Below are 12,522 nucleotides of genomic sequence, written 5' to 3'. Positions count from 1 at the left end.
CGGAAAAGGCCGGAACATGATGTCCGGCCTTTTCTATTTTGGAATTTGAGAGCGGCCTATTCGGCGGCGGCGTCTTCCACGCCGTCTTCCTTGCGCTTGCGGATCTCTTCGGCCTTGGCCACCAGACGGCTGACGATCTCGTGCATCTGATCCAGCTGCCGGTCGTCCAGCGCCGAGAAGATTTCCTCGATCAACTGTTTGCGGGGATGTTCAGCCGCTTCCAGGACGACGCGGCCGACATCGGTGATCGAGACGATCTTGGCGCGGCGGTCTTCCGGATCAGGCTTGCGCATGACCAGCTTGTCGCGCTCCAGCCCGTCGATGGCTTCGGTGACCGTGCGCGGTGCGAAATTCAGCGCGCCGGCAATATCGGTCGATCGACAGGGGCCGAGTTTGCTGAGGAAAAACAGAAACTTGCTGCGCGCCAGGGACACGCCTTCCTCGGTCATCGACTCGTTGATGAGGCGGTGAACACGGTGATAGAGTTCAAAGAGCTTGTCCGAGACTTCGAATGTGGATTTCATGGGTTTTATATGGATATTATGAGCTTCGCTGTCAAATGGCGTTGTTGGCGCTGTCATTGTCAAGTGCCGACGGCATCTGTTCTGATGTAATATTCCAAACTGCGAAATTCCGCGCAGCAAAACATGGGATAGACATAGGGGAATAGAGATGGGGGCAGGGCCTCGCCGGCATTGACGCGGACGGTGAGCGCGGGCCATTGTCGGACATGCCGTTCCGCTTTGTCCACACCGCCGATCTCCATCTCGATTCCCCCTTGCGCAGTCTCGCGTTGAAAAATCCCGAGCTTGCCGAACTGGTGCGCGGCGCGACCCGAACGGCGCTGACACGGATCGTCGATCTCTGCATAACCGAAAATGTCGATGCGCTGCTGGTGGCCGGCGATCTCTATGACGGTTCGCAGACCTCGATGAATACCGCGCTTTTTCTCGCGAGCGAGATGCGCCGTCTGGAGGCGGCCGGCATCCGGGTCTTCCTCATTCGCGGCAATCACGATTCCCAGTCGACGATGACGCGCGAGCTTACCTTTCCGGACAATGTCCATGTCTTTTCCGGCCGGGCAAAATCCGTGCTCGCCAAGATGCTGGGGGATGGACGCGCGGTGCATGTCCACGGCATCAGCTTTGCCAATCCGCACGCGCCCGACAGTCTGCTGCCATCCTTTCAGGCACCGGTCACTGACGCGATCAATATCGGCATGCTGCATACGAGCCTCGCCGGCACGCCGGGCCACGATCCCTACGCGCCGACCGGCGTTGCCGATCTGGCCGGGCACGGTTTCGACTATTGGGCGCTCGGCCATGTCCATCTTCGCCAGGTGCATTCCGAAACCCCGCTGATCGTCATGCCGGGCATGCCGCAGGGGCGCGACATCAATGAGGCCGGCCCGAAGACGGTCACGCTGGTCACCGTGGGTGATGACGGTGTGCTTGCCCATGTCGAGCATGCGATCGGTCAGGCGGTGTTCGAGCGCCTGAGCATCGATCTCGCCGGCGTCGAGGACTGGCGCCAGATGCTTGAGGCCGTGGGGCATGGCGTGTCCGCCCTGCGAGACGCCGCGACCGCGGATCATCTCATCGTGCGGCTGACACTGACCGGGGCGACATCGCTGGCATGGAAGCTTCGTCGCGATCCCGATTTCCTGTTCGCCGAACTCGGCAATCTCGCCGCCGGTCTCAAGGGATGCTGGATCGAAAAGATCGAGATCGATTGCCGTGGCATTGAAGCCAGCGCTTCCCTGTCCGGCCCCGATCCCGTCGAGGAATTGGCAAGCCTCATCCGCTCCGACGTCCTGTCGTCCCATGCCTTTCGCCAGGAGGCGTCCGGCATCCTCGACGAACTGCTACAGCAGTTGCCGCGCGACTTGCGCGACAGCCTCGCCCGCGACGAACAGGCCGCTGCCGCGCTGGCGGAATCGATGGCGCTCACCGGCAGCGACGACGTCCTCGCCTACCTGCATGGCGGCGATACGGAGGCGGATCGCTGATGCGCCTCAACCGTCTCGACCTCGTTCGTTATGGCAAGTTCACCGGCCGCAGCCTGGATTTCGGCGAACCGCGCTTGGGAAGCCCGGATTTCCATCTCGTCTACGGGCCGAACGAGGCGGGCAAATCGACGCTGTTCTCGGCGTTCCTCGATCTGCTGTTCGGCATCGAACGACTGAGCAGCTACGGATTTCTCCATCCCTACACGACGATGCGCGTCGGCGGCATGATCGAGACCGGCGGCAGGGTGCACACGGTCTCCCGCGTGAAGCGCAACCAGAATTCGCTGCTGGATGCCGATGATCAGCCGCTGCCGGACAATCTGTTTTCCGCCGCACTCGGATCGATCGACCGGACCACTTACCAGATGATGTTTTCGCTCGACGACGACAGTATCGAGAAAGGCGGCGAAAGTATCCTGAAGAGCGAGGGCGAACTCGGCGCGCTGCTGTTTTCAGCGAGTTCCGGCCTGCCGGACAGCAGCGCCATCCTGTCAGGCCTCAAGGCGAAGGCGGATTCCTTCTACAAACCGCAGGGCCGCAAGCATCGACTGGCCGAACTGAAGGCCGAGCTGGACGCGTTGAAGGATGAAAAGGCGGCGATCGATGTCAACGCCCGCGAATTCGCCAGCCTGCGCAAGACGCGGGATGCAGCCGCGCAACGGCACGAAGCGGCCGTGAAGACACGCGCGGAACTCCGCGTCTCCTTCGATCAGGCGCGCACCCGCATCGATGGCCTGCCGCTTATGGCGAGGCTGCGCGGCTTGCGCTCGGAGCTTGCCGCCTTCGCCGACCTGCCGGAGCCGCCGGCCGCCTGGTACGCCCAGCTGCCGCAATTGATACGCGACGAAACGGATATCGCAGCCCGGCTGGGACAGTTGGATGCTGATATCGAGCGCCGGGCGACGGAGCTTGCCGGCATCGAGCGGGACAGCGCGGCGATCGGCATCCTCGGCGATATCGGCGACCTCGAACGTTCCGAGCTTGAAGCCCGTTACAGGACGGCAGCGCGCGACATGCCGACGCGCCTCGACGACCGCGCCAAGATTGCCGCCGATATCGCCGCACGTCTGGGCCGCCTCGATCGCGCTGATATTTCGGATGCCGCAACGCTTCTGCTGCCGGCGGCGGTGGCCGGACGTCTGCAGGATCTGGCGCAGAACCATTCCGCGCTGAAGGAGCGGTTGCAGGCTGCCGCCCAGGAAAAGGTGCGCGCCGAGGAAGAGAGCACCGAGGCCTTGCGCGCGCGGGGCGCCTTGGCAATTGCCGACGGCCTGGCCGATCCGACGCTGCTGGCCAATGTGCTGCAGCAGTTGCGGCAGGATGATTGCCTGCTGCGCCAGCAGGCGGCGAACCGGCAGCTTGTCGTGCTGAATGATCAACTTGCCGACAAGCTGGCGGCATTGGCGCCGTTTGCAGCGGATGCCGACCATCTGGCCGCGCTCTCTGTTCCCGATGATGCCGAGATTTCCGAATGGACGACGCGGCGGTCGAACCTGACGGAACAGGTAAAACGGCTCGACGACCGGATCGCCGACGAAGCAGCGCTGGTTGCCGCGGAAGAAGCCAGGCTGGAAGAGCTGACGCGCACCGGCGGTTTTGCCGCCGATGATGCCGCCCTGACGCTCCGGCAGGAGCGCGACCGCGCCTGGCAGGCCCATGCCGGCAAGCTGGATGGCGAGACCGCGCGGGCTTTCGAGACGGCGCTGCAAAAGGACGACGAGGCGACGGCCCTGCGACTGGCGCGATCGCAGGACCTTGCACAGGCGCGGGGGCTGTCGCTTTCCGTCGCCGAGCGCAACGGTCGGCTGTCGGCGCTTCGCGGGCAGAATGAGGCGGCCATGGCACAGATTGCCGGGCTCCGAAGCGAGATTTCGGCGGCGGCCGAGCGTTGCGGACTTTCGCAGGAGACAAAGCTCAATCAGTTGGTCGCCTGGCTTGCTAAGCGCGTTACGGCGCTGGAAGCCCGCGCGCAGCTTCGTGCCGCTCGGCAGGAGATGCGGCTTGCCGTGGCGGATGAGGAGAAGGCACTGGAGCGTCTGACGCGCGCGCTGAAGGAGAGAGGCGTGACGGACGCCATCCCGGTGCGGCTCGAGGATGCGGTAACCTTTGCCGGTCGCATCGTCGACGATTTGCAATCGAGCCATCGCGCCCATGCTGCGGCGCTTGAGGCGGTGGAGCGGGCGGAAAAGGCGTTGCGGGCAAGAACCGCCGCGTGGACCTCCGCCGAGGCCGATATCGCGGACTGGATCAGGCGCTGGGAGGAGGCCGTCAGCGGCACCTGGCTGACAGGGCGTGATGGCCGGGCGGTTTCGCCGCAGGAAATCATCCCGGTTCTGGCGGCCCTGCAGGACCTCGACAAACTGATCCAGCGCCAGGCTGATCTCGATCATCGCATTGAAGGCATGCGCAAGGATCAGGTGGCGTTCGCACAGACGGTCGGCGTGCTTGCCGCACGGCTTGCCATGCCATCGGGTGACGATCCGCTGGCGACGTTTCAGGCGATCCGCGAGCGTTTCGCCGCGGCCGAACGGCAAGAGGCTTTGTTCCTGCGCTTGTCGCAGGAGAACGAGGCACGCCTGTCGGAAAGCCGGACCCTGATGGAAACGCGCGAGCGCCATGACGCACAGAAGCGCGGCATGCTCGACCTGTTCGAATGCGCCACGCTGATGGACGTCTCCTCTCATCTGGAGATGGCGAAGGCGCGCGAACGCCTGCGGGAACGCATCGCCGAGACGGAGGCGGATCTCGCAACGCGCCTTGGCGTCGGGCGGGCCGACGAGGCGGAAATGCTGTTGAGCGCCGTTGATGCGGATGGCCTGAAGCTGGACATGGCGGCGCTGCAAACGCGGCTGGAGCAGGCGGACAAGGATGTGGATGAACTCAACGGCGAGCGCCGCGATGCCGAGAAATCCATGGCGGCCATCGGCGGCAGCGATGCGGTGGCCCATATCGACGAGAAACGGCGCACGGTGCTGGCGGAGATCGAGGAGCGGGCCACCGCCTATCTCAGGCTGCGCATGGGCATTCTCGCCGGCGAAACGGCACTTCGGCTCTATCGAGAGCGTCACCGCAGCGCCATGATGCGCCGCGCATCGACGGCGTTCAGCGTCATCAGTGGCGGCGAGTACAATGGCTTGGCGACGCAAGCGGAGAAGGGCGAGGAGTTTTTGATCGCCAATGCGGCCGCTGGTGGCTCGAAGCTGGCGCGCGACCTGTCGAAGGGCACGCGCTTCCAGCTTTATCTGGCGCTGCGGATGGCCGGCTATCACGAGATCGCCGCCACGCGCGAATCGCTGCCGTTCATCGCCGACGACATCATGGAGACCTTCGACGACGGCCGGGCCGGGCATGCCTTCTCGCTGATGGCGGACATGGCACGGGTGGGGCAGGTGATCTACCTGACCCATCACCAGCATCTCTGCGACATCGCCCGCAAAGCCTGTCCGGACGTGACGATCCATACGCTTTGACCGTTGCGCTACAGCGCCGCGCGTCAAATATGACGCGCAAAGGTCGCTGTAACACTTGAAATTTGCTGCATGATTTTATCCTTAAATCGATTCCGATTTAAGGAATTATGCAGTGGACGGCGCGGTTCACATTCAGGTTGCCGAAAACGGGACTTTCTCCGGAGCCACGCTATGTGTCTCTTCCAGTCGCGCTGCTGTTTGAACAGCCGGGCGCCCATGCCAAGGAGCCATCTTCATGGAAATCAAAGCCTGCGGGTCTCGCCCGTCAGTTCGCCCGCCCGCCGATTATTTCACCGGCAATGTTCGCCTGGATTCCCTTTTTGATGCCCCGGAACCAGCCCGCATCCGCAGTGCTTCCGTCACGTTCGAACCGGGTGCGCGGACGGCCTGGCACACCCATCCGCTCGGCCAGACCCTGATCGTCACCTCAGGCAGCGGGCTGGCGCAAAGCTGGGGCGGGCCGATCCGCGAAATCCGGGCCGGCGATGTCGTCTGGTTTCCGCCGGGCGAAAAGCATTGGCACGGCGCCGCGCCGACCACCGCCATGACCCATATCGCCATCCAGGAAGCGCTCGACGGCAAGGCGGTCGATTGGCTGGAGCAGGTGACGGACGGGCAGTATCAGGGACAATAGGGCTTGTGCTGATATTGTACCAAGGATCCATGATGGGACCCATGGGTTTCCATCATGGATCCTTGGTATTATCCGTTGCCATGGGACTGGCAAGACCGCTATCTGATGACATCGGATTTACCGGTCTCGATTGTACCGGGACTGCTGCTCAGAGGTTTGGCTGATGTACAATTTTCATGTGGGGCAGAAAGTCGTCTGCATCGATGACAAGTTCAAGCATGTCTCGATCGACCAGGGTATCCGCAAGGGGCAGATTTACACGATCCGCTGGGTCGGTCCGTACAAGCATTATATCGACGGAGAGTTCATCGGCGTCAAGCTGGCGGAAATTTATCGCGGCGATGATGATGGCCCGGAAGGCTACGGCGCCGCCGATATGCCCTACCGCGCCACGCGGTTTCGGCCGCTGCTGAAGGACCGTCTTTCAGCCCTGAAAAACCTGCTGGCGCCGACGCCGAAAGGCGAGAAGCCCTATATGCCCGAGGCGCCGGAAGAGCCGAAGCGCAAGGCGCCGGTTCGCGAAAAGGAAGACGTCTGAGGAATTTGTCCGGCCCGAACGGTGCCTTGGCGCCTTTCCGGCTCAGTTCGGGTCGATGATCTGCTCGCGCCGCACCAGCCTCAGGGTCCGGTCCGGTTCGATGATGTAGGTTTCCTCGGCGGGGCGGCCATACTCGTCGTTCAGCCTATGATGAAAGGTGCTGCCGACCGGCGCCTTGGTCAGCTTGGTTGTTGGCTGGCCCTTGTAGGTGATGCTGCCCGGAATGGCTTCGATCTCGGGGATGGAACAGGCGGAGAGACCGGAGGCGAAGGCTATGGCCAAAAGTGCAAGTCTCATCTGAGGTCCCCTGTTTCGGCCGCCGAGCGGGCGCGCGATTTTGCTGGCATCACATGGCGATGTGGCGGCCGAATGGCAAGAGGGGGAGACCTCTGTCAACATGACTCTCGTCAGGCCGCGCCTGCAGGCTATTGCGAATCCCGCTGGTTCAACGGCCCGACGGACTGGCGCACGATCATCTCGCATTCCAGTTTCATCTTGTGGTTTTCGTGGCGCGCGCGCGGTGCGGCGATGATTTCAGCCAGCTTTTCGACCGCATAACGGGCCATGTCGGCATGCGGCAGTTGCATGGTCGTCAGCGGTGGCAGCATGTCGCCGGAATAGGATTCGTTGTCAAAACCGATAACGGAAAGATCCTGCGGAATCTTCAGGCCCGCTTCCTTCGCAGCCTCATAGACGCCCATGGCGATGCGATCGCAAAAACAGCAGATCGCCGTCGGCGGCTCGGCCAGCGTCTGCAACCGCTTGAAGGCGGCGTAACCGCCCTGAATGGTCCAGCGCCCCTTGATGATGAGGTGATTGTCCACTGGAATGTCGTGCATCGTCAGCGCCCGGCGATAGCCCTTGATACGCTCCCGGGAGGCTTCGATCGAATCCTCGCCGCCGATATAGGCGATGCGCGTATGCCCGGCCTCGATCAGCGATAGCGTCGCATTCATCACTGCCGAAAGGTCGCCGGGAACGACGCTGGGCAGGGGCTTGTCCACCGCATAGCAATTCAGGAGGACCGTCGGCCGGTCGCCGAGTTGAGGCGGTGTCGTCACCTGTTGTGTGATCAATCGCGTATAGATCACGCCGGCGACCGACAATGTCGCAAGGCTTTCCAGTGCGGACTGTTCCGCTTCCTCGTCCGCCGCCGTCGGCATCACCGCCAGCAGATAACCGAGCTCATTGGCCGCTTCCGCTGCGCCATCGATCAGACCGGCGACATGCGGAGAACTCGTCACCTCGTTGATGATCATGGCGAGAAGCGGCCGCCGGTCGATATGGCGTGCCGGTGTGCTGTAACCCATTTTCGCCGCGGCATTCACAACAGCCTCGCGTGTGGTCGCCGAGATGCGTGTCCCCGGCGCATTGTTGAGCACAAGCGACACGGTCGCCTGCGAGACGCCGCAGGCGGTGGCGATGTCGGACATGGTTGGCTTCTTGGACACGCGAACCCCTTGGAAGACTGGATTTCCGATTAGCACGAAGTTTTGTGAACGCAAAAGCCCCGATGAGGCTTGCGTGCTAATAATTTTAGTTATAACAAGTAATATATAACTAATCACTCTGGGAGGAGTGCATGGCAGGGGTAACGCTCGGGGGAGTGTCCAAGAACTATGGCGCGGTGAATGTCATTCGTGACGTTTCGCTCACCATCAATGATGGCGAGTTCGTCGTCTTCGTCGGGCCGTCCGGCTGCGGCAAGTCCACGCTGCTGCGGATGATCGCCGGCTTCGAGGGCATTACCGGTGGCGACGTGCTGATCGGCGGCGATCGGGTCAACGAGATGGCCGCCCGTGACCGTGGCGTCGCGATGGTCTTCCAGAACTACGCGCTCTACCCGCACATGACCGCGCGGGAAAACATGGCGTTCGGCCTGAAGAATATCGGCACGCCCAAGGCGGAAATCACCGCGCGGATCGACAAGGCCGCAGCCATCCTGCAGTTGGAGCCCTATCTCGACCGCAAGCCGCGCGCCCTGTCCGGCGGCCAGCGCCAGCGCGTCGCGATCGGCCGCGCCATCATGCGCGAGCCGGATGTGTTCCTGTTCGACGAGCCATTGTCCAATCTCGATGCGGCGCTGCGCGTCTCGATGCGCACCGAGATCGCCAAGCTGCACCACCGCCTCGGCGCAACCATGATCTATGTGACCCACGACCAGACCGAGGCCATGACCATGGCTGACCGTATCGTCGTGCTGAGAGCAGGGCAGATCGAGCAGGTCGGAGCGCCGATCGAACTTTACGAGCGCCCGGTCAATGCCTTCGTTGCGGGATTTCTCGGCGCGCCGCGCATCAACCTGATCCCGGCGACGGTCGCGGCTGTTGATGGCGATGTGGTCGAGTTGGTCTGCCCGGGTGACGCAAGGCTGACCACGAAAGTGCGGGCCGGTTCCGCAAAAGCTGGCGACAAGGTGACAGTGGGGCTGCGGCCGGAAATTCTGTCCCCCACAGACGAGGGTGCGCTGAGCGGCACCGTCGATGTCGTCGAGCAGTTGGGCTCTATGCAGTTGGTCTATGCGACCCTGGCGGACGGGACCTCGGTAGTCTCGGAACTGCGCGGCGGCACAGCGCCGGTGATCGGTTCGATCGCCCGCTTCGCCATAGGCAACGGCACGCGCCATGTCTTTGACGCCGAAACGCTGTCGATCACCCAGTATTCGGGAGGCGGGGCATGAGCGCCAGCAGCCTGATCGCCGCCCGCAGGCGCGACGCGCTTGCCGCTTATCTCTTCCTCGCTCCGTTCGCCGTGATCTACCTTGTGTTTCTCGTCTATCCCTTCTTCAAGGGACTGTGGATCAGCCTGCATGACTGGGAACTCGCCGGCAGCTATCGGGAATATATCGGCTTCCTGAACTACCAGGACCTGTGGACCGACACGATCTTCTGGAAGGCCGTCGGCAATACGTTGACCTTCGTGGCGATGACCGTGCCGACGATGACCGCCCTGGCGCTGGTCCTGGCGCTCGCGGTTTTCGGGCAGGGACGGTTGAAGGGCGTTCTGCGCTCCGTGTTCTTCATGTCGAGCGTGTTTTCGGTCTCGGTGGTGACGCTGGTCTGGTCGATGGTGCTGTCGGCGGACAATGGCCTGCTGGTGCCGTTCTTCCATTTCATCGGCATGAAGCCCGTCAATTTCCTCGGCCACCCGACGCTCGCCATGCCGTCGATCGCGTTGACGACGCTCTGGTGGGGTGTCGGCCTGCCGATGGCCCTGTTCCTGGCGGCGCTCAGCCAGATCCCGGGAGAACTCTATGAGGCGGCCGAGCTTGATCATGCCAGCCGGTTCACCGTGCTCGGACGCATCACGCTGCCCTCGATCCGTCACACGGTGCTGCTGGTGCTGGTGCTGCAGATCGTCGGGCAGTTCCAGATCTTCGGTCAGGCGCACCTGATGACGCAGGGCGGGCCGGCCAACCGTACGCGCACGTTGGTCCAGTACATCTATGAAACGAGCTTCCGCGATTGGCAGGTCGGCTATGCCACGGCCATGTCCTTCGGACTCTTCATCCTGATGCTGGGGTTTACCATGCTGCAGCTCTGGCTCGGACGGAAGGGAGACGAGTGATGGCAAGCGCACGCACGAACGGCCTGCGCCGCGTCACCGACCTGCTGATCCTGGGGGCAACCGTCGCCTTCGCGATCCTCTGGCTTCTGCCCGTCATCTGGGTGGTCGCCATGTCGCTGAAGCCGAATGCCGAGCTGATGCGCTCGACCGCGGGTTTCCTCCCGGTGCCCTTCACGCTCGACAACTATATCGGCCTGTTGAAGCTCGATACCGTGCCGCGCTGGCTGATGCACAGCCTGATCGTCTCGGTAACGATGACCTGCCTTGTGCTGGTCGTCTCGTCCATGGCCGGCTACGCGTTCGCCCGGCTGGAATTTCCTTTCAAGAAGACGCTGTTCATGCTCATGGTCGCCGGGCTGATGGTGCCGGAACAGGCGGTGTTCATTCCGCTGCATACGATGGTGTCCGGCTGGGGGCTGCACAACACGCATTTCGCACTGGTCATGCCGCGTGTGGCGGTGCCGATCGGCGTCTTCCTGATGATGCAGTTCTTCCGCAGCGTTCCCAAGGAACTCGAGGAAGCGGCGGCGATCGACCATGCCTCGCGGCTGACGATCTTCCTGAAGATCATGTTGCCGCTGTCGGTTCCGGCGCTGACGACGCTCGGCCTGTTCACCTTCATCTTCGCCTGGAACGACTTTCTCTGGCCGCTCGTCTCGGCAACCAAGGCCGACATGTACACGGTCACGGTTGGCCTGGCCTCGATCCAGAGCAACTTCGCCTTCTCCGAGGGGCTGGGCGCGGTCATGGCATCGGCGGTCTTCGCCAGCCTGCCCATCGTTCTTCTCTTCCTGATCTTCCAGCGCTTCATCGTGGCGGGTGTCGCCATGAGCGCCGGCAAGTAGACGACGACGCCCCGGCGGAGGCCGGGACGGCATGAGAATACCCGCATCGACAAGGAGGATATGATGCACAAGACGAAAACGTTGCAACGCCTGGCTCTTGCCACGGCACTGATGACCACGCTCTGGGCCGGTTCCGCCAATGCCGTCGACATCTCGTTTTTCCGCTTCTTCGGCGACTGCAAGACCGAATATGGCGACGTGACGGATATGGCCAAGGCCAACGGCGAGTGCGGCATCATCACGGCGCTGACCAACAAGTTCAATGCTGAAAACACCATCGGCGCCAAGGTCGTCACCCAGACGGTCGATTGGGGCGCCTATTACGACCTTTTGACCGCGACCTATTCCACCGGTAACATCCCCGACGTCGCCGTCATGCATGCCTCGGTCATGCCGAATTTCTCCGATCGCGATCTTTTGACCCCGCTGACCAAGCCGATGGCGGATATTGGCATCGATACGAACGACTTCGTTCCCGCGGCGCTGAAGAACGCATCGGCGAAAGATGAAGTCTACGCGCTTCCCTACGACCTTCACGCGCTCCTGTTCCATGTCAACATGGACCTGATGAAGCAGGCCGGCCTCGTCAATGCGGACGGCTCCCTCATCCTGCCGGCGTCGCCGGAAGAGATGCTCGAACAGGGCAAGAAATTCAAGGACGCGACTGGCAAATATTACATCGGCTCGGAATCGCAGAGTTCCGAGGGCATGATGGTTCGCGTTTTCGACACGCTGATGTGGCAGCAGGGCGTCGACGTCCTCGCCGCTGACGGCAAGACCGCCAGCATCAGCACGCCGGAAGGCCTGAACGCCGCCAAGCTGATCTCGTCGCTCTATTCCGAAGGCTTGATCAATTCGGCGCTCGATTATCCGGGGTCCGAGCAGGCCTTCCTCAACGGTGAAACCGGCATCCTGATCAACGGCACCTGGGGCGTCGACAACTATGATACCCAGGCCAAGAGCGGCAAGGTGGCGCTCAAGGACTACCGCGTCGCCAACGTCCCGCAGATCTATTCCAAGCCGGCGGTCTGGGCCGACAGCCATATGTGGGTGATCCCGAAGGATGACGCCCGCAGCGCCGAGAAGACAGAGGCGGCACTCGCCTTCCTGAAATTCCTCAACGACAACAATTTCCAATGGTCGCGAACCGGTCACCTGTCGGTTCGACAGTCGGTCCTCGATTCGGAAGAATTCAAGGCGCTGCCGCACCGCGCGGAATTTGCCGATACGACCAAGAATGCCACGGCGCTGCCGCAGATCCAGAACCAGCGCGCCGTCTACAACGCGATGACCACCGATCTCAACGCCATGTGGCTGACCGGCACCGATCCGCAGACGGCGGTCGATGCCATGCAGGCCGGCGTCGAGCGCATCCTGCGTCGCAACCGCTAAAGCCTCCACCCAGCCCCTCGGGGCTGGCCTCCCACCGGGATACGCGCTTTGCGGCGCGTGTCCCGGAC

At 62.6% G+C, this 12,522-nt stretch carries 11 protein-coding genes; 8 read left to right on the top strand and 3 right to left on the bottom strand.

What is annotated here, in order from left to right; all coding sequences use genetic code 11:
• Positions 1 to 56 precede the first annotated feature (56 nt).
• Positions 57 to 524 carry a MarR family winged helix-turn-helix transcriptional regulator gene (locus tag VL202_RS02920; RefSeq protein WP_325462676.1) on the bottom strand — a complete coding sequence of 156 codons (468 nt, stop codon included), beginning with the start codon at positions 522 to 524 and terminating at the stop codon, positions 57 to 59.
• Positions 525 to 730: 206 nt separating this feature from the next.
• Between VL202_RS02920 and VL202_RS02915 the strand changes: the two genes are divergently transcribed.
• From VL202_RS02915 to VL202_RS02900, 4 genes are all read left to right on the top strand, one after another.
• On the top strand, positions 731 to 2,008 hold the full coding sequence (locus tag VL202_RS02915; RefSeq protein WP_325462675.1) for an exonuclease SbcCD subunit D: 1,278 nt from the start codon (positions 731 to 733) through the stop codon (positions 2,006 to 2,008).
• Positions 2,008 to 5,478 carry an ATP-binding protein gene (locus VL202_RS02910; RefSeq protein ID WP_325462674.1) on the top strand — a complete coding sequence of 1,157 codons (3,471 nt, stop codon included), beginning with the start codon at positions 2,008 to 2,010 and terminating at the stop codon, positions 5,476 to 5,478. The genes VL202_RS02915 and VL202_RS02910 overlap by 1 nt, the downstream gene beginning before the upstream one ends.
• A gap of 235 nt (positions 5,479 to 5,713) precedes the next feature.
• Entirely contained in the window at positions 5,714 to 6,112 is a 399-nt protein-coding gene (locus VL202_RS02905) for a (R)-mandelonitrile lyase (protein WP_325462673.1), read from the top strand.
• A gap of 160 nt (positions 6,113 to 6,272) precedes the next feature.
• A complete protein-coding gene (locus tag VL202_RS02900) occupies positions 6,273 to 6,650 on the top strand; it encodes a CAP-Gly domain protein (RefSeq protein WP_325462778.1) in 378 nt (125 codons plus the stop codon).
• Positions 6,651 to 6,692: 42 nt separating this feature from the next.
• Here VL202_RS02900 and VL202_RS02895 read toward each other — a convergent pair whose 3' ends face one another.
• Positions 6,693 to 6,947, bottom strand: a complete 255-nt coding sequence (locus tag VL202_RS02895; protein WP_325462672.1) for a hypothetical protein — start codon at positions 6,945 to 6,947, stop codon at positions 6,693 to 6,695.
• A 128-nt stretch (positions 6,948 to 7,075) separates the two neighbouring features.
• The gene (locus tag VL202_RS02890; protein WP_325462671.1) at positions 7,076 to 8,101 is read right to left on the bottom strand and encodes a LacI family DNA-binding transcriptional regulator; all 1,026 of its coding nucleotides are present in this window, start codon (positions 8,099 to 8,101) and stop codon (positions 7,076 to 7,078) included.
• 131 nt (positions 8,102 to 8,232) lie between these two features.
• On the opposite strand from VL202_RS02890, the gene VL202_RS02885 reads away from it, so the two are divergent.
• From VL202_RS02885 to VL202_RS02870, 4 genes are all read left to right on the top strand, one after another.
• Complete coding sequence (locus VL202_RS02885; RefSeq protein ID WP_325462670.1) at positions 8,233 to 9,330, top strand: sn-glycerol-3-phosphate ABC transporter ATP-binding protein UgpC; 1,098 nt, start codon at positions 8,233 to 8,235, stop codon at positions 9,328 to 9,330.
• Positions 9,327 to 10,217, top strand: coding sequence for a sugar ABC transporter permease (locus VL202_RS02880; RefSeq protein WP_325462669.1), 891 nt, complete (start codon positions 9,327 to 9,329; stop codon positions 10,215 to 10,217). The genes VL202_RS02885 and VL202_RS02880 overlap by 4 nt, the downstream gene beginning before the upstream one ends.
• Positions 10,217 to 11,062: a carbohydrate ABC transporter permease gene (locus VL202_RS02875; protein ID WP_325462668.1), complete on the top strand. Its 846-nt coding sequence runs from the start codon at positions 10,217 to 10,219 to the stop codon at positions 11,060 to 11,062. Before VL202_RS02880 ends, VL202_RS02875 begins: the two co-directional genes overlap by 1 nt.
• 63 nt (positions 11,063 to 11,125) lie before the next feature.
• Positions 11,126 to 12,454: an extracellular solute-binding protein gene (locus tag VL202_RS02870; protein WP_325462667.1), complete on the top strand. Its 1,329-nt coding sequence runs from the start codon at positions 11,126 to 11,128 to the stop codon at positions 12,452 to 12,454.
• The last annotated feature ends 68 nt before the right edge of the window (positions 12,455 to 12,522 follow it).

The sequence above is a fragment of the Pararhizobium sp. genome (assembly GCF_035497515.1).
GTDB lineage: Bacteria > Pseudomonadota > Alphaproteobacteria > Rhizobiales > Rhizobiaceae > Pararhizobium.
Note: the sequence above shows the minus strand (reverse complement) of the source record. Positions and strands in the feature narration are given on the sequence as shown.

Coding starts and splice junctions, on each gene's coding strand:
- VL202_RS02920 (WP_325462676.1), bottom strand. CDS start 524: ATGAAATCCACATTCGAAGTCTCGGACAAGCTCTTTGAACTCTATCAC.
- VL202_RS02870 (WP_325462667.1), top strand. CDS start 11,126: ATGCACAAGACGAAAACGTTGCAACGCCTGGCTCTTGCCACGGCACTG.
- VL202_RS02915 (WP_325462675.1), top strand. CDS start 731: ATGCCGTTCCGCTTTGTCCACACCGCCGATCTCCATCTCGATTCCCCC.
- VL202_RS02910 (WP_325462674.1), top strand. CDS start 2,008: ATGCGCCTCAACCGTCTCGACCTCGTTCGTTATGGCAAGTTCACCGGC.
- VL202_RS02875 (WP_325462668.1), top strand. CDS start 10,217: ATGGCAAGCGCACGCACGAACGGCCTGCGCCGCGTCACCGACCTGCTG.
- VL202_RS02895 (WP_325462672.1), bottom strand. CDS start 6,947: ATGAGACTTGCACTTTTGGCCATAGCCTTCGCCTCCGGTCTCTCCGCC.
- VL202_RS02880 (WP_325462669.1), top strand. CDS start 9,327: ATGAGCGCCAGCAGCCTGATCGCCGCCCGCAGGCGCGACGCGCTTGCC.
- VL202_RS02885 (WP_325462670.1), top strand. CDS start 8,233: ATGGCAGGGGTAACGCTCGGGGGAGTGTCCAAGAACTATGGCGCGGTG.
- VL202_RS02905 (WP_325462673.1), top strand. CDS start 5,714: ATGGAAATCAAAGCCTGCGGGTCTCGCCCGTCAGTTCGCCCGCCCGCC.